Below are 26,385 nucleotides of genomic sequence, written 5' to 3' on the forward strand. Positions count from 1 at the left end.
TAAAAACATCGGGTTATTTACTTTTTTTAAGATTGGCCCGTCAAATTTTCATACTAACTTTACTCTTTGCCAAGACAGGAGTATGAAGAAGAAAATTAATGTTTCACCTATCAAACAAAAATAATAAAGGACCTCATAAATGAAGACACTCCTGCTTACAATTCTATTCATTTCAAACACTTACGCCTCAGACGATATCATTCCAAGTGCCACGGATATGAAATTTGTCACTGAATTTACAACTTTTGCGTGCAAGAGCTTTCGCGATAAAGTCCCTGCGCCAAATGAGATAGCGGGACTTGATATTTCATTTACGAAACTAGGTATTTCCGATTCGACGAGAAGAATTATTCTTGATGTTGAGTCAAATGATGGTCAATGCTTTTATAGTGCAGACTTTTCAAGACAAAAAGGATTTAAGAGATTAGATTTTGAAACATCATATATGACAAATACACCAGAGTGCATGGTGCTAAAAGAACAACTCGATCGTTATATTTCGCCTGGATTTAAATATATCATTAAATACAATGCATATATTTCTATGCTATTCTTATCGAAAGAATTAACTAGCGTTTGTGATGAAATAAGCGGAAATAAACTTATCGAGTTTCAGTGGAAAATTTAAAAGAGATTGAAAAATATTGTTTAAATAAATCAAATATCCCAAGTGATCTTTGCGTTGAGCTGGGTGATTATACAAAAGATAATCATCCACTTGGACGCATGATTTCGGGAGAACTGGTCGCTTCCCTTCTGGGCTTCTTTATTCGCTCAAATAATTACAAGAATATTTTAGAGATCGGTACTTTCACAGGCTATTCGGCCTTGGCCATGGCAGAGAATATTCCTGTTGATGGAAAAGTGATTACCATTGATAAGAATAAAAAAATCAATACTTTTGCAAAGTCTTACTGGGATCGTAGCGAAGTAGGTAAGAAAATCGAAGCTCGCTTCGGTGATGCTAACTTAGTTCTAAAAGAGTTAGCAGGACAAAGCTTTGATTTAATTTTCATTGATGCCGACAAAGGAAGTTATAAGAACTACTTAGAACTCTCTTTAGAACTACTCAGTGAAAATGGTATGATTGTTGTGGACAACGTTCTTTGGAATGGCAAGGTCGCTTCTGATATTGTTGACCCTGAGGATAAGACAACCAATGCGCTCATTGAATTTAATAACTATATTGAATCGAGAGATGATCTTTATAAGACCATGCTCCCTATTCGCGATGGCCTTTATCTGATTCAGAAAAATAAATCTGCTTAAAATCTTTTTTCATACTAATTAGATTTACAAAGTATTTATCACCTTCAGTTAGAACCTTATCAAGTTTACCAACGTGTGATTTTCTATCATAGGCAAACTCACGTGCACTATCATCGTGATGAATAATACCAACAAATGACTTATATTTTGAATTTAAAGTAGCATACTTCCCCATTGCAAAGTCCCCATCTGAATTCCCTAAAACAAATACAGGAACTTTTCCAATATGTTCTAGAATACCGACAGGCTTATTTTCTTTGTCATTTAAAAAAGCAAGCTTTGCCTCATTTTGAAATTCGACTTTTCCATTTTCAGAAAACTTCTTACCAAACTTTGTTCCAACAATTTGATATGAAGGAAGGTCGTATACAATATTATTTAGAACCCTAACAAAGTGTGTTCCCCCACCTGTTACGATAAAAACTTTAAAACCAAAATCTTCAAGCGTTCTCATTAGCTCAACACTTGGAGCGTAGATCAGCTCTGTGTATTTCTTATTTAACTTTGGGTGCTTCTTAGTCTCTAACCACTTTGCCATGTATTCCATATACTCGTCATTAGTAACACCAGCTTGCATATCAAGTAGGGCCTGATAAAGCTTGCCCTTATCTTCAACATTAGGAAACTGCTTAAGGACTTCATCAACTAAGGCATTTGGTCGATCATACTTTCCAACAATGATGTCTTTATAGAAGTCTAACAACGCAATAAATTGAACATACATCGGGTACTCGCCCCAAAGTGTTCCATCATTATCAAAAACAGCAATTCTTTCACTAACAGGAATAAAGTTTTTAGATTTTTCATCAGAAATATCTTTCAAATAAGTTTTAATCTTATTTGTTACCGCAGTATCATTCCAATATTTTAAATCAGCTTTAGGCGCTACATTTTTGTTACATGAAATAAATAGAAAAATAGATAGAAAGGAAATTAGAAATATTTTTTTTTGCATTAATTACTCTTCGATTGTTAGGCTCATATAAAATACTTGTTTATTCATACCAACAGGAAGCTCAAATGGAATCGTAACAGTTCTTGGTCCTGTTATTCGATCATTCTTAATACTCTCCCCTATGATTACTTCCGGTGTTGTTCTTTCAACAGTAAGTCCTGTTATTTTATTAATGTCAGCTTTGGCCTGACCTAAAACCATATTAACAAATTCAGCAGCTGAATCTGAAATATCCTTATTTAGCTCTGTCTGGTTTTCAGAAAACATTGTGTTATAAATAGTTAAAAAACTATCCTTATTAAAACATAGTGCTAACTCTCCGTTAATCTTTTCACTACTAATTCCAATAAGTCCTACAATATCAACAACATCCTTGAATTCATAATTTGGATGGACCTCTCCTGCCAGAAGAGGGATATTTAGTTGCTTTTTAAACACTTCAAGTAAAGCGTTTAAAAAAGGTTCGATTAACTCCATTACAGCTCCAATTTCGCAATTAATTAATTTTAATTGAGAAAAACACTTCCTACAAACATTTACTCCATTTTGCCGATAATCCCACTATTATTAATCTAGTTTTTTTATCAGTCTTTAAGCTTCTGTAATTGTTGGCCAAATAATTACTAGTTTCAAATAAGCATTATCTCAAACCAATGATTATTGGCATTATTTTGCTAAAGGTTGAATTGTACAAAAAAGTTAATCGTAGTTAAGATAAATAGACAGAATTTAGGATAATTATTATTAACAATGAACATAGAATAGTTTTTTTAAAAAGGATTTTGTTATGAAGAAATTACTATTTTTGGCCCTTATCGTAGGCCAATTTACTTATGCACAATTTAAATCAGAAGATGAAGTAACATTTATTGCTTCTGGTGGAAATACTAACAAAAAGACATATGACTTTGCATCACGTAACTCTTATAAATGGGATACCAATACCCTGACTTTTAATGGGACATACTCTTATGGTGAGTCCGACGAAGTTGTTGATGATGAAAAATGGAGTGCCCTACTAAGACTTGATCACGTACTTTCAAAAAAAGTAGATATCTATCTTGGCGACTTATTTGAGTCGGATCGCTTTAAAGGTTTTTGGGCCAGAAATAACATGGAAATAGGTTTTAAGTATAAGTTCTACGATCAAGATGATTATAAAATGTTTGCTGAACTTGGTTATCGTTATACAAGAGAAAATTTTGTTCAAAATGAGCCAGATAGCCACGAACAAAAACTGCGTGCTTATTATGAAATCAGTAAGGAACTTCGAAAAGGTGTGAATGCTCGTTACTGGCTAGAATATATTCCGAGCCTAAAGAACAGTGAAAATTACATTATTAATATGGAGCCATCTATTCGTATGTTAATTAATAGTACTTTTTCTTTAAAAGCTGGTGTTATTTGGGAATACGAAAACGAGCCAGTTGAAGGAAGAGATCAACACGATTACAAAACAACAATTAGTCTTTTGGCGAATTTTTAGGAGAATAAATGAAAGAATTATTAAATGAAGCCAATATTGAAAAATTAATGAATCATGCTGCTGAGTATGGAATTCAATTTATCAAAGTAATTGTCGTCCTAATTATCGGACTTAAAGTTATCAATTTCATCGATAGATTAGTTGATAAAGCACTACAAAAGAAAGAAGTTGAATTATCTCTAAGAGGTTTTATCACTTCAATCGTAAGTATTGCTCTAAAAATTGGACTATTCATCACTATCATTGGAATGGTGGGAGTTAAGACAACGAGTTTCATTACAATGCTTGGTGCTGCAGGTCTTGCTTTTGGTATGTCTCTACAAGGAGCTCTTGGTAACCTTGCTGGTGGTGTACTTATTCTATTCTTTAAGCCATTTAGAGTTGGAAATGTAATCGAAGCTCAAGGGTTTATTGGTAAGGTAAAAGAGATTGGACTATTTTGCACAATCTTAAATACTGCAGATAATAAAACTGTCATTCTACCAAACGGATCACTTTCATCTGGAAGTATTGTAAACTACTCAGCTGAAGGAATTAGACGCGTTGATATGACTTTTGGAATTGGGTACGGAGACGATATCAAGAAGGCCAAGGAAGTTCTAATGAGACTTACAAAAGAGCATCCAATGGTACTTGATGAACCTGAAGCTGTCGTTGCAGTTGCTGCTCTTGCAGATAGTTCAGTTAACTTTGCAGTTAGGCCATGGGTAAAGTCTGCGGACTACTGGCAAGTTATGTTTGATATGCATGAGAATGTAAAACTAGAGTTTGATAAAGAAGGGATTACGATTCCATTTCCTCAAAGAGATGTTCATATCTATCAAGAAAAATAATCACCATAATAAATACAAAAGGTTCTTTGCTTTGCTTAGAACCTTTTTTCTATACCAATTCCTAAGTAGTGCTGAATATCTAAATTACGATTAAGAAAAGACTTTCCATAATTCTCGTATTGGCGAGTATACTGATCATCTTCAATTCCCATACCCGCTTTAATATAGATAACAGACTTTTTCGTTGTATAGACATTTGTTTTAGCTTCAACACCATAGTAATGATTTAATTCACCTTCTTGTGTATATTGGCCGTCATAGTAGAAACGAGTTTCTACCGCTGGAAATTTACCGTTACTATCTTGTGGCTTGAAGTTAACTTTAAACTCGCCACCTAAGCCGACATAATTTTCGTTTCCACTAATATGAGAAAGTTGTCCACCAGTATAGATTTGAGAGGTTGTTGAAATCGTCCCCTCTTCATTTTTATAATCATAGATCTTTCCAACCTTAAAATGTGCTTTTGGCGATACCACTTGATCCATATGACCGTAGTTCTTATACTGAACCGTTCCCGCGGACTTAGACATTTTATGCCACGCTCTTTGCGTATTCATCGCAAGCCCATTGTCGTCAAGAATTGTTAAACCTGCTCCAAGTTGGACAAAGCTCTTTTTATCATCACCTATTAATCGATAAACACTAAGGTCAATATCGTCTCTATTTAATCCTTCTTGATTCCATGTACCGTCGTCATTTTGATAGCAGAACCTCTCGTATAAACGTCCATGGATTTCAACGACTCCACAAGATTTTTCAACAAGTTTAGTATAGGCCCTCGAGTTATAGCTAAATAGGACCTCACCATTTTCAAATTTTAACTTAGCTGAAATTTTTGCACCAAAAGTCAGACCTCGATCATCTCCTTCAATACCATCACGCTCATTGAAGTTAGTTATCCCAAGGGCCATTAATCCACCATGTAATGGATTATCATTTGAAGTATTTAATTCAAACTCGGCACCCTCAAGTTCTCCAAGGCCAAAGAAGCCTTCTTTCTTAACATCAAGCTTTTCTATTTCAATCTCTGCCGTATAAGCAACTTGGTCATCTCCGATATTAATTCTCGAATCCCCACAGCCATAATCATCTGCCTCATTAATTTTTGAAGCAACGGCCAGACTCTCCTGTAAGATTTCTTCAGGAGCGGGAGCTGAAAGATGGTACGTTTTCTTTACCATTTTTAATCTTCTTTCGACTTCCCCGTGATCCTCGATAGGAATACGATGAAATTTTTCGAGAATTAAATCGTTGTAGCGAAATCTTGAATATTCTGAAACTGATTTTTCATCTCTAAAGATAAATTGATCTTTACTGTGGTCATACGAAATCGTTGTCGCTCCATTGCGATAGAGAACACCCGATTCAGATGCCATGGAAGGCAGCGAAAGGCCCACACATATAAATAAAATAAAAAATAGTTTCTCTCTTAATATTCTCACATCTCACATATCGGTAACTTATAAGCAGTACCTTAGTAAAAGAGTAAGACTTCCTAAAATTTCATATACTTACCTCGATCAAATCTGATATATATTTACTCGTGAAGAATAAAATCCAAGTCCTATTTGAAGATGATCACTATATAGCGGCCACAAAGCCAAGTGATCTTTTAGTCCACCCTTTTAAGGCCAGAAGCTCTGATCGAAGAAGTCTTCTAAGATCGCTAAAGAAACAAACAGATATTTATCTCTTTCCTATTCACAGGCTTGATAAACCAGTTTCAGGAGTTGTTCTTTTCGCAAAGTCAAAGGAAGCAACAAAGCTCATGAAGGAACAATGGAATAGTGACAATGTATCAAAGCACTATGTTGCAATGGTTAAGGGCGTAGCGGAAGAAGAAGGCGTGTACGACTTTCCAATTAAAACAGACAAGGGTATTCAAGATGCGAAGACAGCATTTAAAAGACTCGCTACAAATGAAGAGTACAGTCTTGTTGACATTGAAATCTTCACAGGTCGCCAACATCAAATCAGAAAACACTTTTCTCGTCGTATGCACAATTTAGTTGGTGATGCGAAATATGGCCATTCGTCGATTAACAATCAATTTAGGAAAGATTATAAGTTCTACCGAATCTTTCTTCATTCTTATAAATTATGTTTTAAGCATCCAATCACTCAAGAAGATATCGTCATCGAGTCCCCAGTAACAGAAGACTGTCTTAAAATAGCCAACGATTTATTTGCCTTTGATCTCGGCAATATAACCAAGAAGATTGAAGAAAACTGACCACAAAGTTGGATCACTTAATTTATCCTCCTCAATTTCTTCGACAGCTTCAAGGATTGTTTGATGATTCTTTAAGTTTGTAATGAGTTCAAAGATCCCCTCTGAGATCACTTGAATCTGCATTTTCTCATCTCTCTTATAGAGAATTGTTAATTCATTATTTTGAATATCATGATAACTCTTGTCACTATCACCTTTTCTCATTTGCCAAAGCTCAGATAACTGAACTTCACTAGAAAAAAGAGAGAAAGTATCTTTTAAATTTAAAGGAATTTCAAAAATTCCTTCTCCAAATTCTTGAGGAATAAACGATTTTGAATTGTCTCTTTGATGAAATAAATTCCAAAATCTTTTTTCAAACTCTGCGAGTTCTCTAATAAAAGAAACTTCTTTTACACGTGAAGAAATAAACTCGGGAAAGTCATCTCCATAATGAAGTAGATTTGTAAATTCAGATGGCCTAGACTCAACATAGGCCAGTGAAATATCAAGGAAGTCATCATCGCCTATAACAAACCAACATGTTTCAAAATTATCACCAATAACTTCTTGTAAGCGTGCACGATAGTCATTTTGGTAAACTTCCATCACTTGTTCATTTGATAATTCACCAATAGGAATCATTTCATTCATAATATCGTGAGATATATCTTTCGAAAGAACACCCTTCAGGAACTTATTTTGAAAATCATGATGATTCATAATAAGGCTCCTTCAAAAATCTCTTTTGCTTTTAAGACTTCTCTTTCTAAAACTGGGAATTCAGGAATGTCTTCATCCCATTCTAGAAGAATTGGAACATCAAATTTATGGCAATACTTTTTAAACAATTGCCACACCTCGGCGTGAACGGGATGAGAATGAGTATCAAAAAGATGTGTACCTAAGTCAGAGTAACCAGCAAGATGTATTTGAGAAACATTCTTGGTCTCAATTGTTTCAAAAAATTCAGCTGCATCAAACTTTTGGTTTACTGCATTTACGTAGACATTATTAAAGTCTAAAAGAATTTTACAGCCACTTTTATTGGCCAATTCATTTAAGAACTGGGCTTCACTCATTGTCGATTTATTTAAAGTAAAATAGGCCGATAGATTTTCAAAGGCCATCTCTCTTGCGTAAAAGTCTTGAACTCTCATTACCTTATCAGCAATGAATTCAAGATTTTCCTTAGTATACGCAAAAGGCAAAAGATTGTGTAAATTTGAATGGGCATGCCCTGTCCAACACATATGATCACTCGTCACGAAAGGATCGAAGTTATCATATAGCTCTTTTGCCTTTTTCATATAATCGAAATTTAATTCTTCACTAGAGGCAATTGATAAAGAGACTCCGTGAAACGCTATTGGATAATCGGCCCTAATCTTCTCAAGCATTTTATATGGTCGCCCGTAAGTTCCCATATAATTTTCGAGAAGAGCTTCAAACCACTCGACACCTTCTTGTGACTTCGAGTGTTCACTTTCCAAATATGGAAAATGTGTATGTCTTAATCCAACACCGTACTTTTGCATTTCTTACCTTGCAGCTACTTTTCCGCCTTTAGCTTCACACTCATCTTTTGTAAGTTTAATTAGGCCTTTACCTTTACAAGAGTTTTGTCCACCACACTTAAGCTCTGCTTGACATCCGTTTTTTCCATTACAAGCATCAACTTTACCGTGGCAAGCCCCTTGACCTTTACAAGAGTTTACTCCGTAACACATAACTTCATTAGCAGCCGTTTCTGGCATCTTAGTTTCTGTTCCCGTACATGAAATCATTAGACCAGCAACAGCGGCACCCATTAATAGTGACTTTTTAGAATTCATAATATTCTCCTTTATTTTTTTTAAGAAGCTAAATTCCTTCTTACTCAATTATTCGAATATAAAATTAAAATTGTTACATTCTACTTTATTTTTTTGTAAATTTAAAAATTATCATACCTAAAGTTGTAATAACCAAGATTGGTAGATAATGAGAAATAACTAGATGCTTTGTCGAAAATGAACAACCAAAGTAAAGAATTACTAATGGGATCATCCCACTTGTTAATAAGCTTGTCGCTACAGTTGCATTATTAAAAGCGATAAAGCCTTTCTTAAGCATATAGTAATTGTGAGCAAATCCAATAATCATAAGAACACTCAATTCTTGATAACAATTTGCTCGATGCTCATGGGCCGAATCAAGGCCAATAGGAAATAAAAGATTAAAGATAATAAGAGCGAATAAAATAATAAATGGTACGAAAATAAGCTTTGCTTTCTTCTCACTTAATAGACCAGGTACAGTATTAGCAAAACCAAAGTAAGAACCAATGGCAAGTGCAATTAGGGCAACAATTACTTGGATTATAAATTGTGCATTTTGCATATACTTAAAGTCAATTGGTGAACTAATCGAAATTGCAATTAAACTAATCGCGACTTGTGGAATAAGCCAAAAGAATGTCCTAAGACTTGGCGATGCCAATCTCTTTACTGGCCTCAAGTCACTTACTAATGAATTTATTAACTTTTCATTTTCCATTATTAATCCTAACCGCTTTTTTTAGCTTTGCCATAGCACGAGAAATTCTCGTTCGTGTCGCAGCCTCGCTAATTCCGAGCTCTTGTGAGATTTCCTTCGTTTTTAACCCTTCAAGTTTTGCCATGAGAAGCGGTTTACTCAATTCGTCAGTTAGATACTTTTCAATCAACAGCTCTAGCTGCTGCTCGAGCGCAACTCTTTCTATTGTATTATTCGATGCATTAGCCTCTTTTGTGACGGCCTCATCAAATATTTCTTCTCTTTCTTCTAATTTCGTGTATTTACGAATGTAATCGATTATTCGACGTTCAATAATACAATTAATCCAAGGCATTATCGGTCGATCTGGCGAGTATGTCGGTAGTGAATGATGAATACTTATTAAGATTTCCTGACATATATCGTCGCGATGTGACTCGTTAAAAACCTTAAAAGAAACAATGCGTTTTATTGTTTGCGATACGGTTTCCAAAAAGACGTGATAAGCCTGTGCATCACCGCTTTGGGCAAGAATAACAAGTTTCTTTAAATCATTCACAGAGCAATTTTAACATAGTATATTTATAACGAAACTAAATCATGAGGTGTATTTTTGAAAATTTATCATATTGTTTGGTCGATGATTGCCGTTCTTGCTTTCCTCTTTATCCTAACTCCATACTACCGTAAGAAAGAAGAAAAAAAGAATAAACTAGAAAGAGAATATTACTCTCTTCTTAAGAACGAAATCGACAAAGAAGATCCTTCTAAAGAATTAATTGAAGCAGCAAAAAAAGTTCACACTTCTAACTACATCGACACTGATGAAAAGTTAATTGCTCAAATTAATAATGATAAGAAAATGATGAAAGCAATTTAATAGGAAATTAATATGAACGATGAAAATAACAATGAGAACCTATTAGACAGATTAGCTAATGATATTGATGATGCAAAGTGGGACTTACTAAAGCCTCACCATGAAAGAGAAGCATTATTCATGATAACTGATGAACTTGAGCTTGCGGCCGTAGGATTTACAATGGCGCGTGACGAAGTTGAATATATTAAGAAATGGCTTGCTGATGAACAGATGTTTCGTCCAACAGATGAACAAATCACAATGTGGGAAGAAGAGAACACTGAATTCCAATACCTAATCGTTCAGCCGTATGTTTTAGTGAAAATTAAAAGAGAAGGACTAATTTAATGAAAAGACTCGCTAGACTATCAGTGATTATTGCTGTTCTTTTAACAACAGCATCATGCTCAAAGGAATTTCTAATTCAAGAGTCTTCGAGTCTAGATAATTTTACTTGTCCATCCATCGACAACTGTCTTTCTTCTAAAGAGAAGAAAGCATCTTCAAGTTATATCATGCCTTTTAAAATGCTAGGGGCAACTCCTGAAGAGAATATTGAAAAGATTGCAAGTGTCATCAGAAAGATTGGTGGCTATCAAATCGAAAGAAATGAGGTCTATTTAAAGGCCACAAATGAAGAAGTTCAACTTGAGTTCATCTTCAACGAAGCTGCAAAACAGATTGAAGTACGCTCTCAAGTTTTGAAACAAAGTTTCTTCTCATATAATCAAGGAAGAAAGGATATTGAGGCGGTTCGCTTTAACTTCTTTCAAGGCAATTTCTAGCCATTTATACCTAGTTAAAGACATAGTTAAGATATGTTAAAATTTCTTCAGTGAAGAGATTTATCCTACCCATATTCCTACTATTATCATCAACTACTTTTGCCGCTGTTGACACTGGCGATGGTAGTGATCTTTCGTGCAACTGGACAGGATTAATCCCAAGTGGGACTTATAATTGTACTGACTTAACGACAACTGGTGCTCTTACAATCACTGGAAATAATCCACTAATCATTAAAGTTCAAGGTGACGTTACAATTGCTCACACAATCTCAGTAGCAGAAGGTCTTGCTGGAGGCTATGGTGCAGGATTAAGTCCAGTAGCATTTCCAGGATCAGAAGGATCGAGTGCAACGGATGCAGCCTGTGGTGGATCAAGCTTTTCAGATATTGGCGGTAGTGGTGGTGCCGGTGGCTCCCATGCAACCCTTGGTGGAAATGGTGGCTCAGGTGTTTCTTCAGGACCAGTTGATGGATCGGACACTCTAAGTGCCCCTGGTTCCACATCTGTAACATATGACTCAGCTTTAAATCTTGAAGCACAAATGCTTGGTGGTGCCGGTGGCGGAAATGGCGGAGGTGGCTGCGAGCAAGGTGGTGCGACTGAAACTGGTGCAACTCCAGGAGGAAGCGGAGGTGGAGTCATTCATATCGCCGCAGGTGGAGATATGTATATCAACGCTCCTATTCTGGCCAATGGTGGAGCTGGACAGCCGGGCACAACTTCTGCCAACGGAGACTCTGGTGGCTCAGGTGGCGGCGCCGGTGGAGTTATCTTCTTACAAGCAGTTGGTAATATCGAACTCAATGCTGCTCTCGATGCTTCTGGTGGAACAGGTGGAGCCGCAGGTGGAGTTTTAGGAAGGGCCGGTGGAAATGGCGGAGACGGGATCATTCGTCTTGATGAAGTTGATGGAGTCATTACAGGAGTTGGTGGTTCTTACTCACCTAACCCAACGATAGTAACCCTTGGAGCAAACGGTTTTGAAACTCTTCAATCTGGAATTGATCCTGGCTGCGCAGTGAGAGAAGATATGACACCGAATAATGAAAGTATACTCGGTGCCATCGTTCTTATGATTTTATTATTTGGAATTAATTTCTTAAATATTAAAAAGAGCAAGGAAGTTTGCTAATACAGGTGACTCATCATCACCGATAGAATCTGTATTTCCATTACCAAGTTGTCCCTTACTACCATTACCAATACATTTCACGAGACCTTCATCAGTTGTTAAGAAACAATGATGATTAAGTCCACCTGAAACTTGTGAAACGCTCTTTCCAAGTTCAATTGCTGGAAGGTTTGCAAGATCACCTGTAATCTTGGCCGTTCCAACTTGACCTAACTTACCAGAAGTTCCGTTACCCCAACACTTTGCATCTCCAGCTTTAGAGAGAGCACATGTTGCAGTGTTTGAAGCAACAACTGAGGCAACTTCAAAACCTAAGTCTAGAGCAGTATGATTATCTAAAGTTTCATTATCACCCATTGCTTCACTTGTTCCATCCCCTAGCTGACCTTGAGAATTATTCCCAAAACAATATACTGTCGAATCAGAAAGAAGTGCACAAGTATGGATACCACCAGTTGTAACTGCAATTACTCCTTTCGGCGTTGGAGTGGCCAAGCTTGGAGAATTCACATTGTCAGTATTTCCTAGGCCAAGCTGTCCGTGAGTCCCACGTCCCCAACACTTAAGAGTACCACCAGATAAAATTGCACAGGCATGGAAACTCATCGAAGAAATATCCATTTGAATGGCCTTTGCCCCTAAAGCAACAAGATTACCCTGAGCTGGAGTTTCATCATCTCCAATTATTTCAGTATCACCAGTCCCAAGCTGACCATAATAGTTTTGCCCCCAACAACGAACATCACCTGTCGTTAGAAGAGCACAGTTATGATAAGTACCACCATAAAGCTTTCTTACAATTCCACCAATTTCAGTATAACCGTATTCTGATAATTGTTCGTCATCACCTAAAGTATCAGTTGATGCCATCCCTAATTGTCCATAAGTATTGTCACCAAAACACTTAACTTTATTAGATTCAGTTAGAATACACGTGTGAAGATTTCCTGCAATGACTTGTAGTGCAAGCTCTCCGTTTAAATCAATGGCCGGAATCGAATCAATTCCCTCATCATCACCACGATTAACAGTATCACCTTGTCCTAACTGACCTTTAGAGTTATCTCCCCAACACTTTACTTCACCATTTGCAATAAGAGCACAAGAGTGTGAACCACCTGCTACAATTTGAATAACCTGTTTTGTAACTGAAGGCTTTTCACAGTATTGAACAGCTGCAATTGAAAATGGACCTCGCTCCTCATTGAGTGAAACAATATTCAGTTCAGTATCGTATGAATACTGTACTTCTTTTCCATCAACAAAAGTTCGAATCGTATTCGTATCAATATTCGTTACTTCTAGGTTAAATGAATTAACTGGATCAATACGTGACATTGCTAGTGTACCTAGTTTAGATAACCCATCTCCGTATTCACCAGTTGCCATGTCGACAGTGAATCCACCACCGAATTCAACAAACTCTTTATAACCATATCCAATTTCGTTTTCTCCACCAAATGGAATAGTACTTAGATTGTTATAAATAACACCACCTGTAACAAGTGGACGATCTGTATAACGGGCCTTTAATTTATCTAGAACACTCTTAGGAGTTACGATTTGTGTTTCACCATCAAAACATTCAGTAAGACGTGAACGATCCTCACCACCTTGAGGGTCAGGAACAGGTGTTACACCTTCCGGATAAATCGCACAAATATCTTGCTCATCAGCGACAAATACAACCACAAGAGCTGCATCTTCTCTAAAGAAGCCTTGTCCTTGAATAGAGCTATAGTAATCGTCTTCTAGTGCACGATTAAGAGATGCAAGTCCGGCCTCCCCACCATCAGTTCGATAGTCTCCAGCTGGGTTCTCCATTTTTGTTCTTAAGTGTGTTTTAATCTCTTCAATTGTTAATGAACGATTTGAAAGAATTGTCGGCTCCGTCGACTTTGTATAAAGCTTACCAAAGTGTGTCGATCCAGACCCATGCCCCAACATAACTGCGATATTTACATCAGCGGCCGATGGAAGAACATCTAAGAAGGCATTAAATCCTTCTGCAATTTGCGCTCTTTCAGAAATAATTGAAGCAGAAGTATCTGGGATAACCAGAATATCTATATTTCTCGTAATATCTTCTTCTTTAGGTGCATACACATCTTGGTAACAAGCTACATCAAGATTTGGAAGCGTTGGTAGATCTGCTCCCGGTACATTTACTAAATCCTCAACTTCATCTTGTGGAACACAAGATGAAGCAACCAACATAACCCCAACGAGAAAAGCAAATAGCTTTACCGAATATAAATGTGAATGTGGCCTTTTACTTTCTCTTTTCAAAATGCCCTCACAAGTTCAAGTTTAAACCTGCTCTAATTATAAAACGCCCATCGGCATGCCCCGAAAATGGCCTTACTTTTATTCATTATCAATAACTTAGAAGGGAATATTAAGATTATTGGGCCAAAAATCTGGCCCATATACTGGTCAGTCCATAAAATATATTTTCAAAAACTATACTGAAGTTTGAAGGCCATCTTATCAAGCGTGATACTTGGGTCATCTTTTTCAAGGGTCTGATATTGGAAACCAACCTGATATTTATTATTAATCTGATAGAGTGCCTCTGCATTAAGGCCAGAAAAACCAAGGATGAAATACTCTGCTTTTATCTTAATTTTTTCAAATTCATAAATACCGCTTATACCAATATTGAAAGTAAACTCAGCATTTGAAACAACTTCACTTCCCTCATAAGCAAGGGTACTTCGATAATCAAAAGCAACTGCCGCACCATATTTGAAGCGAGGGAGCTTCTTTAAGGGCATGTGACTGCTAACTTTTAAGCGCGTTTGATTAAATGCTAGATCATCAAAAACAACACCACTTGAATGACGTAATTCAAAATCAGTTACAGCGACCTTAAAATCTTTCTTAAGGCCAGCATAAAATGAGATCAAGTTCATATCATCAACGACAATTTTCTTTCCATTACTAATGGCTTCATAATTTGTTTTTTCAGGAGCGTAGCCTACATACCAATTTTTTTCTTTCTTATTACCTGTAGTAAAAATCTTTTTTCTACTGTTTTCTACTTTGGCAATTTTTTTACTTAAAACATCAACTCTTCTTTTTTTAGAATAGATTACGTCCTTCTTTTCAATGGCCTTAACGCGCCAATAAAAGCTTTCTGCTAATTTATTTCTAAAAGTATAAGTTGTTTTATTTCCAAGAGGTATTTCCTTAATATTTGTGAAATACTTATCTTTTGAAATTTCGATAAAGAATTTATCTCCACGAACTTGGTCAAACTTCATCTCAACAATATCACCTTCATTAATAACAAGGCCGTGTCTTGGAGAAACGAGATCAATCCCCTTTGCTCCACCAAACTTTTTTGTAATGATTAAATCCTCAAGCGCAGAAAATGGACTTTCCTGGTTCCAATAATCAATTGCAGAAACTCTCCACTGGAAGTTACCTGTTAGATAGTCATCCCACTCATAACGATTATTCTTAACTTTCTCATCAACGATAATTTTTTCACCATCAAGAATCTGTATACGATACTCTTTAACATCACTTACAGGCTCCCACTTAAGTTCAATCTTCTCTTGAGCAAATGCCTGATCAATTAGTAAATTTACGATGGCAATTGGTAGTGACTGCCTAATAACTTGAACTCTCTTTTCGACCTTATCAATACGAGGCGCTTTTGGTGGCGGCGGAGGTACAATAATTATTTTAACGGGAGGAACAAATTTATTTTCCTCATTCTTAACACGCCAATAGTGAACACCAAGTTCCTTAATAAGTAGCTTAGTATTACTTTCAGTGGTCTTTATAGATTCTTTAATAGCACTAAAATTACGATCGCGAGAGATCTCAACAATGAACTCATCACTCCCCTGTTGCTGCCATGTTAAATCAATAACATCACCTGGCTTTTTAACAACTATCTTACGTCCTTGTTCAAGAGCACTATTGTCATTATCAAAAGTAACAACATATTTATTTTCTTTTGAACGAGCAATCACTTCATTATTTAGGACATACTCCAATGACCAAAAATATTCTCCACTTTCATTAACACTAGTAGAAAAAGAACTCCCAGCAACCAGTTGTCTTTTGCCATTTAAAACTAGATAAGTACTAACCCCACTAAAGAGATCTTGAGTTTCCCAAGAAAATTTAACAGTACCATCATTATAGAAATAATATTCTTCGCCATTAAATGGTCTCTTTAAAACAATATCTCCAGGCTTTGCAACGGCCTTTATTAGAACAGGATTAGAAAAGAGCGCATAAGGATGCGTCTCACTTTTATTTCGATAAGAAAGTTCATACTCACCAACTTCCTCAAAAGAAATTTTCAACTCACCTTCATCATAATCAAAATCTTCCCAAACTTTTCCATTAATCATTAATTCGATATTTTCAAATGCTTGAGTATAAATGAGCTTCTCTTTATTCACTAAAACGGTGTTTTGAATCTCATCGAGGTTTTCAAACTCAGGGACAACTTCATAGATAACTTCAAATGACTTTTCCGTTGAAACATTACTTTCATCACTTACCTGCCAATAGTAACTGCCTTGAGCTAAATTCTCTAACTTAAGTTCGAGTCCATTAACAGTATGTGCTTCTCCGTTTTCAAAAGCTTCACGAGAGTTTGAAATGTATAACTTTTCTACTTTTTCATTAAACTTAAATGTAATTTTATTTTTTTCATTAACATAGAACACATCACCATCAACGGGAGAAAATTCGCTTGGCCAGCTCTGCTTAATAGTATAGCTCTCATCAGTAAGCAGTACTCTTACACCCTTTTCAATGGTTTCTTCACGATCGCCTAGTCTTACGCTTGCCTTACCATCAAGAACAGATAACTCTTTATTACCATTTGTATTTGAAATCTTAATCTTCGAATCATTTGAAGTGATCTCATAGATCTGATCACCTACTTTAACAACAAAGGCTTCACTTGCATTATTAAGAGTAGCAAAGATAACACCTTGTTCGATATTAAGATTAATTCCATCTGTTTCTTGTGTGATTTTAAATAGACTCTCTTCGGAGACTTTAATGCGGTTACCAGAGCTAAATTCCAACTGAGCAGTAGAATCTCTATCTGTGAAAATACGATCATTATGGAAAAGTGCTTCGTTTGAACCAAGATCATGCCAAGAGAAATTATCAAAACTTCTTCTTCTCACATCATTTTGTAATTCGAAGACTTGGCCTAAAGTAATGCGCTCCCCACCCATGATTGGTGGAATATATGATGTGTTAAAAACTTGGTTGCCGGCAAAGGCCGCAACACAAAGGCACATCAAGATTAGAAATGTATCAACTAATGAATTTAGTCGCCCCAAAATTGTTCCTGGTACTCTTTTCTCATTCTTGCGCATGACGCAAATCGTTAATATCATTGTATCTAAATATTCAATAGACTTCTACATAGGTAAATAATGGGCAAAAGACCGACATTTCCGATCAAGCTTAAATTAATATCGCTTAATACAGCGCTGCTAATAATTGTTATCGCTTTTCTAACTAAGTATGCCACTCACCTTTTTGAAAAGGATAAGAAAGCCTACTTATATGAGAACTCACTATTCAATGTTACAAGTGTTGCTAAGGAGATGAACTATACTCTTAATAAAATTGAGAATGATCTCCAAAATTTATCTCTTATAAAGAACAATAAACTTAGAGCCAAGGCCGTAGCAGAAAGTAAGTATATTCTCGCCTTCATTGAAAAGAACCAATTCATAATCAATAAAGATTTTGAACAAAATGAAAATGATTTCAAGTTAGTGATTCCTAAGAGCACAAGAGATAACTCACTTACTTCTTTCAAATACAAAGAAGATGTTTTTGTTATTCTAACTAAAAAGATAAATAAAGGTCTTACTTCAATTGTTATCAAGGCAAATATTTTAAATAACCTACTCTCACAAAATCGAACATATAATACGCTTGTCTTTAAAGATGGAGCACTTGTTCTTGGAAATGACCTTATTGGACTTCATAATTATGATAAGAATGAGCTTAAGGGAAATAACATTGTAAAAAAGTTAACTTTCAATAATGACGACTACCTTGTTTCCATAGCACAAACAAAGGCATTTGCACTTTCTGTTGTTTCAACAATTTCAGAGTCGGATGCACTATCGGTAACAAAGTTTCTTATTCAGCGAGCTATATTCTTTGCAGTCTTTATTATTGCTCTGTCGACTATAATTATTATCCTTCTATCAAAAACAATCTCAAAGCCGATAGAAAAGCTTTACCAAAGGGCCATCAGTATTGGTCAGGGAGATTTTGAATCAACAGTAGAGATCAACACTAGTGATGAGCTCGGGACACTTGGAGACTCATTTAATCAAATGAGTCGTGAGATTCTAGAATATATTGAAAAAATGAAAGAGAAAGCACGCTTAGATGAAGAAGTGAAAGTTGCTAAAATGGTGCAAGAAGAGTTCTTTCCGCCAAAAGATATTGATACACCAAATGTTCGCCTAAGCTCTTATGCTGCTCCAGCTTCTGAGTGTGGTGGAGATTGGTGGGGACACTTCGAATTTAATGAATATATTATTACCATCATAGCAGATGCAACAGGTCACGGCCTGCCAGCGGCCCTTCTAACTTCAGCAATCAATTCTGCATTTAATAGTATTAAAATAAGACTGACAGAAGATTCGAGTCAAATCTCGCCAGCTTTAATTACTTCACATCTAAATAAGGTTATTAATCTTTCAAATAATAAAATACTTCTTACTGCCTTTGTATCGGTCTATAACACAATGACTAAGGAATACTCATATACTAATGCAAGTCACTTAGAAGTACTTAAGGTTCCTAAAAAGCCTGAGATTACTAAAGCAGATATCATTCCCCTACTTGATGCTAAAGGACCAAGACTTGGAGAAAGTGCCGACTCTAGCTACGACTATGAAACGATCATTCTAGAACAAGGTGATCTGCTTGTTTATATGACAGATGGAATAACAGAGGCAGAAAATAGTGAAGGCAAACAATGGGGCCTAAGAAAATTACTAAAGATCTTAATGACATATGGAGAGCACACGGCCACTGAAATTCGTGATACAATAGTTTCTGTTGTATACGACCACAGAGGAAGTGATTCATTTGATGATGATCTTACACTCATCTGCCAGGAAATAAAGTGATGTACTTATGGGTATAGAATTTAAGATTGCAAACGAACAATTTAAAGAGATTGAAAAAATGAAAATTCAATCCTCGAGTCTTGATCTTAAAATCAGTGATCAGTTAGCCGATTCAAGTGATATTTTTTTGAGTCGCTACGATATACTTGTGAACTTAAAGTACCTTAAAGACAACAGAACAAATCACCTCATAGGAGCCTCCCCTTGCATACAAGATGAGGTTGAGAGCGTTATTGCCTATCTAACAAAGCAGAAACAAAACAATCTTGATAGTAGAATCAATTCAAAAAAAACAAACAAAATAGAAATAACTCTTGAAAATGAATTTGATCAGAAGTGCCATCAATTACTCGATGGTATTGACTTAAAAGATTATCACGATAGCTTTGAAAATAAATTAAAATTGATTACAAATGAATTTTACACGAATGATATTTTTCATCGAGTAAACAGCCAAAAACATGGAGAAATTGAAATTTCTCAAGATGAACATAAAACGATCCTCCACTACAGGAGTTATACTAATGTGGGAAAATCCTCAATTATAAATTCTCTCTACCGAGCAGCTGTAGAGAAGACACCGAGGCAGGAAGGACGTGGAGCAGGGCTTGGACTTTATCTGATGCTTCAAAATTGTGATCAACTTCACATTGTTGGAAATCAAGATAGCACTAGTTTCTACATCTATATTGAAAAAAATAAACGGTATAAAGATATTAGTAAAAGAATACCATCAATAAGTTTTTATAATTTAAAGGATTAAAATATGAGTAACTTAAAGGTCGAAATTAAGGCCGAAAATGATGAAACGATTTTAAATTTAATTGGAAGAATTGATGAAGATGCTGATCTAACACCAATCCTTGGAGTTAAAGATAAAAATCTTCATATCAACTTCGATGCTGTTGAGATGATTAACTCATGTGGAATTCGTGAATGGATCAATATGCTTTCAGAGCTGACTGGTTCAATCACCTACTCTCATTGTCCACAGGCAGTTATTGAACAAATTAATATGGTTCATGGCTTTATAAAACCGGGAATAAAAGTTGAAAGCTTCTATGCTCCATATTACGAAGAATCTTCAGACGATGTAAAAATGATGCTTATTAAAACAAGTGATGTCGTTGATAACAAGGCACCTGTTATGAAAAGTGATGAAGGTGAAGAACTCGAGTTTGATGCAATTGAAGCACAGTACTTTCAATTCATTAAACAGATGAAGTAAACAAAGATGTAACTGATGGCAAAATACGAATTATACGACTCCATTTTTGAACCAATCTGTGTCATAAATAATGACAATGAGATAGTTTATTATAATCACTTCTTTGCTTCATTTTTCAAAAAGTCGCCAAGAGTTTTAAAAAAATCGCCAAAGCTTAGCACCCTATTTACCGGCTTTGATATTGAAGATTTTCTTGAAGATATGAATGATGTAAAGGTAGGGCCAGAAGTAGAGATTTTCTTAGAAGATCAAACCTTCTATCACGTTATTATCAAAGCAATTGAAAGTGACAACAACGAGAAAGTAATTTGTTTTAACGACATCAGTATCGAGAAAAATCTCTACACGAAGTATCGTTATCAAATTGAAGAGCTGAAGCAAATTCACAATCAAATTATTCAAGCTGATAAGTTAAGTACAATTGGGGAAATTACAGCAACGATTTCCCATGAGATTTCAAATCCACTTACTATTGCTTCAGGAAATATTGAATTAATTAGTGTTCTTTTGGCCGGAGAAGAATTAAAAGAAAATGATATTATCCACGAAAGTATTAGTGATACTCGTGAGTCAATTGATCGTATCACTAAAATCGTCAAAGGCTTAAAGAGCTTTCTTCATAATAGAGAGAGTGATAAGAAGTTTATTACCCTTGAAGATATTATCAATAAGTCTCTTACCCTACTGAAACTACCATTAGAGCAGAATCAGATATCTCTTGATTTTAATGTAAACACATCTTCGATCGTTAAAGTTAATCCTATCGAGATAGAACAGGTTATTATCAATTTAGTTACCAACGCAATTCACGCTCTGGGTGAGGCAAATACTAAAGATCCAAAAATTTCACTTTCAATCTCCAGCAATGATGTCTGCTACATCATTACAGTTAAAGATAATGGAAGAGGTATTCCTGAAGAAAATCGAGGAAAGATATTTGATTCATTCTTTACCACGAAAGAGGTAGGAGAAGGAACAGGTCTTGGACTTTCAATTTCTTCTAAAATCATTGATTCATATTCGGGATCACTTGAATTAATTGATACAAAAACTGGATGTGAGTTTCAAATCACTCTTCCGAAAATGGAAACGACAACTTTTACGGATAGTGAACTTAGTGTAAACCATAGCTTCCAAAAAGTTTTAATCATTGATAATGAACCAAAGATCTTAAATCTTTTTACGAACTTTTTTGCAAAAGGACCTATTACTTTGATCTTTGCATCAAGTGCTATTGAAGCAAAAAGAATCTTAGAAGGTACTGATGTTGATGCCATAATCACTGATTATGATATGCCAAATATGAATGGTGTTGAGTTTGCCAAAGATATCATAAAAAATGGCCTCAATACCCCTACTTTCGTAATGTCAGGAGTAGCGGATAAATCAAAATTTGATAATCATAAAGAGATTAAAGGCTTTATTGAGAAGCCTTTTAATAGAGAAGATATATTAAATATGCTTGGTATTAAAAATGAGGAGCAGGACTAATGGCCATGTCCCCTTCTAAGAATTCACTTACACCTAAAAAACCTTCTATTCTCATCGTAGATGATGAAGATAAGATTTGCTTTTTAATAAAAACGTTTCTGGAGCAAACTGGTGCTTTTAGAAATATTGTCACGGCCGACTCTGTAAGTGTTGCTTTATTAAAACTAAGAAATGAAGATTTCGATCTAGTTATTATTGATTACAAATTACCTGATAAAGATGGAACTTACTTCATTGATATAGCAAGTAAGTCGATGAAGTATCAGAAGATGAAATACCTTCTTATTTCAGGATTCTTAGATAACCGATCAATGGTGAGTGTAATCAATTCAGGAGTAACAAATGTTCTTGTTAAGCCTTTCTCAAGAGATGACCTTGTTGATAAAGTCTTCAATCTATTAAAGCTTAGCAAATAACTTCGACTTCGTTTAAATACTCATCTTTTGTTATTAAGTACGATTTATAGTGGTTACTATACTGCTCTACTTCTTGTGGAGTAAGCTTCCTTTTAACCACAGCAGGCGTTCCGATAATAAAGCTCTCAGGAGGATATACCTTACCAGGAGGAACAACACTTCCGGCAGCTACAATTGAGTTTTTCCCAATAACTGCTCCATCTAAGACGGTCGCCCCCATACCAATTAAGCAGCCTTCTTCGACTGTACAAGCATGAAGAGTCACACTATGACCAACACTAACGTTTTCTTTAATGATTAGGGGAATATTATCTTCTACATGAAGCATTGTTAAATCTTGAATATTACAATTGTCGCCAATATGAATCTCGTTCACATCCCCACGGGCCACAACTTTAAACCAAAGAGAAACATTCTTTCCCAAGAAAACTTTACCAATAACATCAGCAGAGTCTGCAATAAAGCATCCCTCTCCAATTGTCGGTTCAATATTTTTATAACGATATAAAGTCATTTATCTCCACCCAATTACTTCGTAGCCTTTCTCCGCAAGACAACGGTTTACGAAACGTTGCTTGATCTGATCTTCACTAAGCCCCGCTGAAGCGGCTCCACTAGCACCACCAATTGCGGCCCCCTGAGCAGCACCTTTACCAGCATTACCACCAAAGACTGCACTTGCCACAGCGCCTACAATAGCACCCCACGCAGCACCTTTTCCACCTTCACGAACCATTTGTCTTCCACGATCACTCTCAAGAAACTCGTCGGCCTTGGCCATGCAAATTTCAATATCGCGATCGGCTTGGACCTTTCCGTATCTTTGATAGGCTGAGTTCGGATAAAGCTTTGGTTTAGATGCACAAGCAGTAATCGTCAAAAGTAGTAAAAGTGAAAATATTCTCATGGTTGCTCCCAAAAAAAAAGCCGCTTAAAAGCGGCTTCTTATCGATATTCAATTTTAGTTTTTAACTCCGCCCCATGGCACCTTAGATAAGTAAGCCGCTAGGTCTGCAATATCTTCAGTCGATAGTTTTTTAACAATCGTTAACATCTGTTGGTTAACACGGGCCCCTGATTTCATATCAAGAAGTTGCTTCTCAATATACCATTCCATTTGACCACCGATTCTTGGTGCCTTATTTGCAGCTTTCCCTGAACCATCTTTAGCGTGACATGCAATACATTGCTTATAAAGTTTATCTGCTCTAACAAGTTGTGGAGTATCTAGAGGAATAAGAGTCTTCTCTTCGATAACTTCATCACTAACTTTTGGAGGTGCTGTTACTTCTGCGTGCTTCTTAGCAAGTTCCGCAACTTCAACTAAGTGAGCAGCGTGCGCTTTCTTTGCATTTTCAAAGTTATATTTCTCATTGTTGACTTCAACACTCTGGTAAGCCGATAGGTTCATAACAAGAACTAGCCCTACTAGCGTTAGGGAAAAAAGCACTAAACGATACATCGTTTCTCCATTCAAAAAATTAATCTACTTTTAATGGCTTAAGTATAAATCCACTGACTTATTTTGGCAATTCCTTTAGCGGGGCATCCCCAAGTTAACGCGACACACATAATAGACGATCTACATTATAGGGTTTATAATTCGGCCTGATATTTTACTAGTAAATTCAGGAGCTTTTAATGCAGTACAACTTTGGTGAAATTGAACCAAAATGGCAGAAGTTTTGGGACGACAACAAAACTTTTAGAACAGACTCAACAGACAAATCAAAACCTAAATACTATGTATTGGACATGTTTCCATACCCTTCTGGAGCAGGACTTCACGTAGGTCACGTTGAAGGTTATACAGCAACAGATATTCTTGCACGTTTCAAGAGAATGAACGGACATAATGTTCTTCATCCAATGGGATGGGATTCTTTTGGGCTTCCTGCAGAAAACTATGCAATCAAAACTGGAACACACCCAAGTGTGATCACAAAAGAAAATATTGGAAATTTCACAAGACAACTAAAGGCCTGTGGATTTTCTTATGATTGGGATCGTGAGATCGCAACATCAAGTATTGACTACTATAAGTGGACTCAATGGATCTTCACTCAACTTTACAATAAAGGTTTAGCATTTGAAGACGAGATCTCTGTTAACTGGTGTCCAGAGCTAAAAACAGTTTTAGCTAACGAAGAAGTAATCGATGGTAAATCTGAAGTTGGTGGACACCCTGTAATCAGAAAGCCAATGAAGCAGTGGATGTTAAAAATCACTGAATACGCTGATCGTCTTTTAGAAGACCTTGATGATCTTGATTGGCCAGAGTCTCTTAAAGAGCTGCAAAGAAATTGGATTGGACGCTCTGAAGGTGCCCAAGTTTCTTTTTCTGTAAAAGGTGTTGATTCGAAAATTGATGTTTTCACAACTCGTCCAGATACTCTATTTGGTGCAACATATATGGTTCTAGCTCCTGAACACGACCTAGTTGCTCAAATTACGACAGATGAGAAGAAAGCTGAAGTAGAAGCTTATATTAAAGAAGCATCTCTTAAGTCAGATCTTGATCGAACAGACTTAAACAAAAATAAATCTGGTGTATTCACTGGAGCCTATGCAATCAACCCACTTAATGGAAAAGAGATTCCAGTTTGGATTGCAGACTATGTACTAATCTCGTACGGAACTGGTGCGATCATGGCCGTTCCTGCTCACGATGAAAGAGACTGGGAATTTGCTAAGAAGTACGACCTAGAAATTACTCCAGTACTTGAAGGTGGCGATGTAAATGAAGCTGCATTCACAGGTGACGGAACTCATATTAATTCAGGTTTCCTTGATGGGCTTAATAAGGCAGACGGTATCGCAAAAGCAATCGCTCACCTTGAAGCTGAAGGAATTGGAAAAAAAGAAATTAACTACAAACTTCGTGACTGGTTATTCTCTCGCCAAAGATACTGGGGGGAACCATTCCCAATTCTTAAATTTGAAGATGGAACAGTAAGATGCCTTGATGAAGATGAGCTTCCAGTTGGTCTTCCAGAAGTTGAAAAATATGAGCCATCTGGAACTGGTGAATCTCCACTTGCACGTATTGATGACTGGTTATACCTAACTGATCCAAAGACAGGAAAGAAAGCAAGACGTGAAACAAACACGATGCCTCAGTGGGCAGGTTCTTGTTGGTACTACCTACGCTTCATCGATCCACAAAACTCTGAAGTTGCATGGGATAAACAATTAGAAGAATACTGGATGCCAGTAGATTTATATGTTGGTGGTGTTGAGCACGCAGTTCTACACTTACTTTATGCTCGTTTCTGGCACAAGGTTCTTTTTGATCTAGGACTAGTTTCAACAAAAGAGCCATTCCAAAAACTTTTCAACCAAGGTCTTATCCTAGATGAGCACGGTGAGAAGATGAGTAAGTCTAAAGGAAACACTGTAAACCCAGATGATATTATCGCTGAATACGGTGCCGATGCTTTAAGACTTTATGAAATGTTTATGGGGCCACTTGAAAAAGTTAAGCCATGGCAAACGAAAGGTGTAAAAGGAGTATTTAACTTCCTAAGAAAGTCTTTCACTTTCTACGGTAACCCAGAAAATACTTACGAAGGTCAAGAAACAAACCAAGACGTTCTAAAGCACCTACATAAGACAATTAAGAAAGTTACTGAAGATGTTGAGAACCTACGTTTTAACACAGCTATCTCAGCAATGATGGTAATGAATAATGAAGTTATCAAGCTTGGCAAGGTTTCTGTTGAGACAGCTAAGGCCTTCACAAGACTTCTTTCTCCATTTGCACCACACGCTGCTGAAGAGATGTGGGCAAACCTAGGTGAGACGACTTCTTGTTCACTTGCAGCTTGGCCAGTATTTGATGCTGACCTTGCAAAAGATGACCTCATCACAATGGCCATCCAAGTAAATGGTAAGACGAGATCAACAATTGATGTTCCAGCAGATATTTCAAAAGAAGACTTTCTAGCTCAAGCGAAAGCTGATGAGAAAGTTGCGAAATTCCTAACAGGAACTATTGTAAAAGAAATCTACGTACCAGGTAGAATTTGTAATATTGTTGTAAAAGGATAA

The 26,385-nt window shown here is 36.2% G+C and carries 28 protein-coding genes; 15 read left to right on the forward strand and 13 right to left on the reverse strand.

The genetic code is table 11. From position 1 onward, the window contains the following. The first annotated feature begins 139 nt into the window (after positions 1–139). Positions 140–628 (forward strand): hypothetical protein, encoded by a 489-nt coding sequence (locus ACMAYL_RS13980; protein ID WP_412471271.1) that lies wholly within the window; start codon positions 140–142, stop codon positions 626–628. Then, positions 616–1,269, forward strand: coding sequence for an O-methyltransferase (locus ACMAYL_RS13985; protein ID WP_103217926.1), 654 nt, complete (start codon positions 616–618; stop codon positions 1,267–1,269). The genes ACMAYL_RS13980 and ACMAYL_RS13985 overlap by 13 nt, the downstream gene beginning before the upstream one ends. Here the strand turns inward: ACMAYL_RS13985 and ACMAYL_RS13990 are convergent. Together ACMAYL_RS13990 and ACMAYL_RS13995 are read right to left on the reverse strand one after the other, a co-directional pair. Beyond that, positions 1,223–2,224, reverse strand: coding sequence for an HAD family hydrolase (locus ACMAYL_RS13990; protein WP_103217925.1), 1,002 nt, complete (start codon positions 2,222–2,224; stop codon positions 1,223–1,225). The genes ACMAYL_RS13985 and ACMAYL_RS13990 overlap by 47 nt on opposite strands. A gap of 3 nt (positions 2,225–2,227) precedes the next feature. After that, a complete protein-coding gene (locus tag ACMAYL_RS13995; protein ID WP_412463387.1) occupies positions 2,228–2,701 on the reverse strand; it encodes a chemotaxis protein CheX in 474 nt (157 codons plus the stop codon). Positions 2,702–3,011: 310 nt separating this feature from the next. Between ACMAYL_RS13995 and ACMAYL_RS14000 the strand changes: the two genes are divergently transcribed. Further along, positions 3,012–3,710 carry a YdiY family protein gene (locus ACMAYL_RS14000; protein WP_412471272.1) on the forward strand — a complete coding sequence of 233 codons (699 nt, stop codon included), beginning with the start codon at positions 3,012–3,014 and terminating at the stop codon, positions 3,708–3,710. Between the two features lie 8 nt (positions 3,711–3,718). Further along, entirely contained in the window at positions 3,719–4,543 is an 825-nt protein-coding gene (locus ACMAYL_RS14005) for a mechanosensitive ion channel family protein (protein ID WP_103217922.1), read from the forward strand. 35 nt (positions 4,544–4,578) lie between these two features. On the opposite strand, the gene ACMAYL_RS14010 is transcribed toward ACMAYL_RS14005, so the two are convergent. Further along, on the reverse strand, positions 4,579–5,919 hold the full coding sequence (locus tag ACMAYL_RS14010; RefSeq protein ID WP_412471273.1) for a hypothetical protein: 1,341 nt from the start codon (positions 5,917–5,919) through the stop codon (positions 4,579–4,581). Positions 5,920–6,086: 167 nt separating this feature from the next. Between ACMAYL_RS14010 and ACMAYL_RS14015 the strand changes: the two genes are divergently transcribed. Continuing rightward, on the forward strand, positions 6,087–6,776 hold the full coding sequence (locus ACMAYL_RS14015) for an RluA family pseudouridine synthase (RefSeq protein WP_392993238.1): 690 nt from the start codon (positions 6,087–6,089) through the stop codon (positions 6,774–6,776). Here ACMAYL_RS14015 and ACMAYL_RS14020 read toward each other — a convergent pair. From ACMAYL_RS14020 to ACMAYL_RS14040, 5 genes are all read right to left on the reverse strand, one after another. Next, entirely contained in the window at positions 6,726–7,478 is a 753-nt protein-coding gene (locus ACMAYL_RS14020; protein ID WP_412463390.1) for a DNA-binding domain-containing protein, read from the reverse strand. The genes ACMAYL_RS14015 and ACMAYL_RS14020 overlap by 51 nt on opposite strands. Then, positions 7,475–8,293 (reverse strand): DUF692 domain-containing protein, encoded by an 819-nt coding sequence (locus tag ACMAYL_RS14025; RefSeq protein WP_103217918.1) that lies wholly within the window; start codon positions 8,291–8,293, stop codon positions 7,475–7,477. The genes ACMAYL_RS14020 and ACMAYL_RS14025 overlap by 4 nt, the downstream gene beginning before the upstream one ends. Before the next feature lie 3 nt (positions 8,294–8,296). Next, positions 8,297–8,590, reverse strand: coding sequence for a hypothetical protein (locus ACMAYL_RS14030; protein ID WP_392993245.1), 294 nt, complete (start codon positions 8,588–8,590; stop codon positions 8,297–8,299). A gap of 85 nt (positions 8,591–8,675) precedes the next feature. Next, entirely contained in the window at positions 8,676–9,293 is a 618-nt protein-coding gene (locus tag ACMAYL_RS14035) for an NrsF family protein (protein WP_392993248.1), read from the reverse strand. Then, positions 9,283–9,831, reverse strand: a complete 549-nt coding sequence (locus ACMAYL_RS14040; RefSeq protein WP_103217915.1) for an RNA polymerase sigma factor — start codon at positions 9,829–9,831, stop codon at positions 9,283–9,285. Before ACMAYL_RS14040 ends, ACMAYL_RS14035 begins: the two co-directional genes overlap by 11 nt. A gap of 54 nt (positions 9,832–9,885) precedes the next feature. On the opposite strand from ACMAYL_RS14040, the gene ACMAYL_RS14045 reads away from it, so the two are divergent. From ACMAYL_RS14045 to ACMAYL_RS14060, 4 genes are read left to right on the forward strand one after another with little or no spacing between them, the layout of a single operon-like run. Beyond that, positions 9,886–10,152 carry a hypothetical protein gene (locus tag ACMAYL_RS14045; protein WP_103217914.1) on the forward strand — a complete coding sequence of 89 codons (267 nt, stop codon included), beginning with the start codon at positions 9,886–9,888 and terminating at the stop codon, positions 10,150–10,152. A 12-nt stretch (positions 10,153–10,164) separates the two neighbouring features. Next, entirely contained in the window at positions 10,165–10,482 is a 318-nt protein-coding gene (locus tag ACMAYL_RS14050; protein ID WP_103217913.1) for a DUF2288 family protein, read from the forward strand. Then, positions 10,482–10,919, forward strand: coding sequence for a DUF1499 domain-containing protein (locus ACMAYL_RS14055; RefSeq protein WP_392993254.1), 438 nt, complete (start codon positions 10,482–10,484; stop codon positions 10,917–10,919). The genes ACMAYL_RS14050 and ACMAYL_RS14055 overlap by 1 nt, the downstream gene beginning before the upstream one ends. Positions 10,920–10,969: 50 nt before the next feature. After that, complete coding sequence (locus ACMAYL_RS14060; protein WP_103217911.1) at positions 10,970–12,055, forward strand: hypothetical protein; 1,086 nt, start codon at positions 10,970–10,972, stop codon at positions 12,053–12,055. Here ACMAYL_RS14060 and ACMAYL_RS14065 read toward each other — a convergent pair. Together ACMAYL_RS14065 and ACMAYL_RS14070 are read right to left on the reverse strand one after the other, a co-directional pair. Further along, entirely contained in the window at positions 12,023–14,344 is a 2,322-nt protein-coding gene (locus tag ACMAYL_RS14065) for an RCC1 domain-containing protein (RefSeq protein WP_392993260.1), read from the reverse strand. The two genes, ACMAYL_RS14060 and ACMAYL_RS14065, sit on opposite strands and share 33 nt — an antisense overlap. A 167-nt stretch (positions 14,345–14,511) precedes the next feature. Further along, on the reverse strand, positions 14,512–17,415 hold the full coding sequence (locus tag ACMAYL_RS14070; RefSeq protein WP_412471274.1) for a hypothetical protein: 2,904 nt from the start codon (positions 17,413–17,415) through the stop codon (positions 14,512–14,514). Positions 17,416–17,475: 60 nt separating this feature from the next. On the opposite strand from ACMAYL_RS14070, the gene ACMAYL_RS14075 reads away from it, so the two are divergent. The 5 genes from ACMAYL_RS14075 to ACMAYL_RS14095 are packed head-to-tail and all read left to right on the forward strand — an operon-like array spanning position 17,476 to position 22,335. Next, on the forward strand, positions 17,476–19,200 hold the full coding sequence (locus ACMAYL_RS14075) for a SpoIIE family protein phosphatase (protein WP_103217908.1): 1,725 nt from the start codon (positions 17,476–17,478) through the stop codon (positions 19,198–19,200). Positions 19,201–19,207: 7 nt separating this feature from the next. Beyond that, entirely contained in the window at positions 19,208–19,963 is a 756-nt protein-coding gene (locus ACMAYL_RS14080) for a hypothetical protein (protein WP_103217907.1), read from the forward strand. 3 nt (positions 19,964–19,966) lie between these two features. After that, positions 19,967–20,428 (forward strand): hypothetical protein, encoded by a 462-nt coding sequence (locus tag ACMAYL_RS14085; RefSeq protein WP_103217906.1) that lies wholly within the window; start codon positions 19,967–19,969, stop codon positions 20,426–20,428. Between the two features lie 15 nt (positions 20,429–20,443). Then, positions 20,444–21,919: an ATP-binding protein gene (locus tag ACMAYL_RS14090; RefSeq protein ID WP_103217905.1), complete on the forward strand. Its 1,476-nt coding sequence runs from the start codon at positions 20,444–20,446 to the stop codon at positions 21,917–21,919. Beyond that, positions 21,919–22,335, forward strand: coding sequence for a response regulator (locus ACMAYL_RS14095; RefSeq protein WP_103217904.1), 417 nt, complete (start codon positions 21,919–21,921; stop codon positions 22,333–22,335). Before ACMAYL_RS14090 ends, ACMAYL_RS14095 begins: the two co-directional genes overlap by 1 nt. On the opposite strand, the gene ACMAYL_RS14100 is transcribed toward ACMAYL_RS14095, so the two are convergent. Genes ACMAYL_RS14100 through ACMAYL_RS14110 form a run of 3 tightly spaced genes read right to left on the reverse strand, consistent with a single transcriptional unit; the run spans position 22,325 to position 23,797 of the window. Then, the gene (locus ACMAYL_RS14100) at positions 22,325–22,849 is read right to left on the reverse strand and encodes a gamma carbonic anhydrase family protein (RefSeq protein WP_103217903.1); all 525 of its coding nucleotides are present in this window, start codon (positions 22,847–22,849) and stop codon (positions 22,325–22,327) included. The two genes, ACMAYL_RS14095 and ACMAYL_RS14100, sit on opposite strands and share 11 nt — an antisense overlap. Beyond that, positions 22,850–23,242 (reverse strand): cell envelope biogenesis protein OmpA, encoded by a 393-nt coding sequence (locus ACMAYL_RS14105; protein WP_103217902.1) that lies wholly within the window; start codon positions 23,240–23,242, stop codon positions 22,850–22,852. Positions 23,243–23,296: 54 nt separating this feature from the next. Continuing rightward, on the reverse strand, positions 23,297–23,797 hold the full coding sequence (locus tag ACMAYL_RS14110; RefSeq protein ID WP_412471275.1) for a c-type cytochrome: 501 nt from the start codon (positions 23,795–23,797) through the stop codon (positions 23,297–23,299). Positions 23,798–23,976: 179 nt separating this feature from the next. Here ACMAYL_RS14110 and leuS point away from each other — a divergent pair, with 179 nt between their 5' ends. Beyond that, positions 23,977–26,385, forward strand: coding sequence for a leucine--tRNA ligase (leuS, locus tag ACMAYL_RS14115; RefSeq protein ID WP_103217900.1), 2,409 nt, complete (start codon positions 23,977–23,979; stop codon positions 26,383–26,385).

The sequence above is a fragment of the Halobacteriovorax sp. RT-2-4 genome, assembly GCF_047085445.1.
In the GTDB taxonomy this organism is placed as follows: domain Bacteria; phylum Bdellovibrionota; class Bacteriovoracia; order Bacteriovoracales; family Bacteriovoracaceae; genus Halobacteriovorax_A.

Excerpts from the sequence above, each read along its gene's own strand:
- ACMAYL_RS13980 (WP_412471271.1), top strand. The coding sequence starts at position 140 with ATGAAGACACTCCTGCTTACAATTCTATTCATTTCAAACACTTACGCC.
- ACMAYL_RS13990 (WP_103217925.1), bottom strand. The coding sequence starts at position 2,224 with ATGCAAAAAAAAATATTTCTAATTTCCTTTCTATCTATTTTTCTATTT.
- ACMAYL_RS13995 (WP_412463387.1), bottom strand. The coding sequence starts at position 2,701 with ATGGAGTTAATCGAACCTTTTTTAAACGCTTTACTTGAAGTGTTTAAA.
- ACMAYL_RS14000 (WP_412471272.1), top strand. The coding sequence starts at position 3,012 with ATGAAGAAATTACTATTTTTGGCCCTTATCGTAGGCCAATTTACTTAT.
- ACMAYL_RS14005 (WP_103217922.1), top strand. The coding sequence starts at position 3,719 with ATGAAAGAATTATTAAATGAAGCCAATATTGAAAAATTAATGAATCAT.
- ACMAYL_RS14010 (WP_412471273.1), bottom strand. The coding sequence starts at position 5,919 with ATGGCATCTGAATCGGGTGTTCTCTATCGCAATGGAGCGACAACGATT.
- ACMAYL_RS14020 (WP_412463390.1), bottom strand. The coding sequence starts at position 7,478 with ATGAATCATCATGATTTTCAAAATAAGTTCCTGAAGGGTGTTCTTTCG.
- ACMAYL_RS14025 (WP_103217918.1), bottom strand. The coding sequence starts at position 8,293 with ATGCAAAAGTACGGTGTTGGATTAAGACATACACATTTTCCATATTTG.
- ACMAYL_RS14030 (WP_392993245.1), bottom strand. The coding sequence starts at position 8,590 with ATGAATTCTAAAAAGTCACTATTAATGGGTGCCGCTGTTGCTGGTCTA.
- ACMAYL_RS14035 (WP_392993248.1), bottom strand. The coding sequence starts at position 9,293 with ATGGAAAATGAAAAGTTAATAAATTCATTAGTAAGTGACTTGAGGCCA.
- ACMAYL_RS14050 (WP_103217913.1), top strand. The coding sequence starts at position 10,165 with ATGAACGATGAAAATAACAATGAGAACCTATTAGACAGATTAGCTAAT.
- ACMAYL_RS14055 (WP_392993254.1), top strand. The coding sequence starts at position 10,482 with ATGAAAAGACTCGCTAGACTATCAGTGATTATTGCTGTTCTTTTAACA.
- ACMAYL_RS14070 (WP_412471274.1), bottom strand. The coding sequence starts at position 17,415 with ATGCGCAAGAATGAGAAAAGAGTACCAGGAACAATTTTGGGGCGACTA.
- ACMAYL_RS14075 (WP_103217908.1), top strand. The coding sequence starts at position 17,476 with ATGGGCAAAAGACCGACATTTCCGATCAAGCTTAAATTAATATCGCTT.
- ACMAYL_RS14080 (WP_103217907.1), top strand. The coding sequence starts at position 19,208 with ATGGGTATAGAATTTAAGATTGCAAACGAACAATTTAAAGAGATTGAA.
- ACMAYL_RS14085 (WP_103217906.1), top strand. The coding sequence starts at position 19,967 with ATGAGTAACTTAAAGGTCGAAATTAAGGCCGAAAATGATGAAACGATT.
- ACMAYL_RS14090 (WP_103217905.1), top strand. The coding sequence starts at position 20,444 with ATGGCAAAATACGAATTATACGACTCCATTTTTGAACCAATCTGTGTC.
- ACMAYL_RS14095 (WP_103217904.1), top strand. The coding sequence starts at position 21,919 with ATGGCCATGTCCCCTTCTAAGAATTCACTTACACCTAAAAAACCTTCT.
- ACMAYL_RS14100 (WP_103217903.1), bottom strand. The coding sequence starts at position 22,849 with ATGACTTTATATCGTTATAAAAATATTGAACCGACAATTGGAGAGGGA.
- ACMAYL_RS14105 (WP_103217902.1), bottom strand. The coding sequence starts at position 23,242 with ATGAGAATATTTTCACTTTTACTACTTTTGACGATTACTGCTTGTGCA.
- ACMAYL_RS14110 (WP_412471275.1), bottom strand. The coding sequence starts at position 23,797 with ATGTATCGTTTAGTGCTTTTTTCCCTAACGCTAGTAGGGCTAGTTCTT.
- leuS (WP_103217900.1), top strand. The coding sequence starts at position 23,977 with ATGCAGTACAACTTTGGTGAAATTGAACCAAAATGGCAGAAGTTTTGG.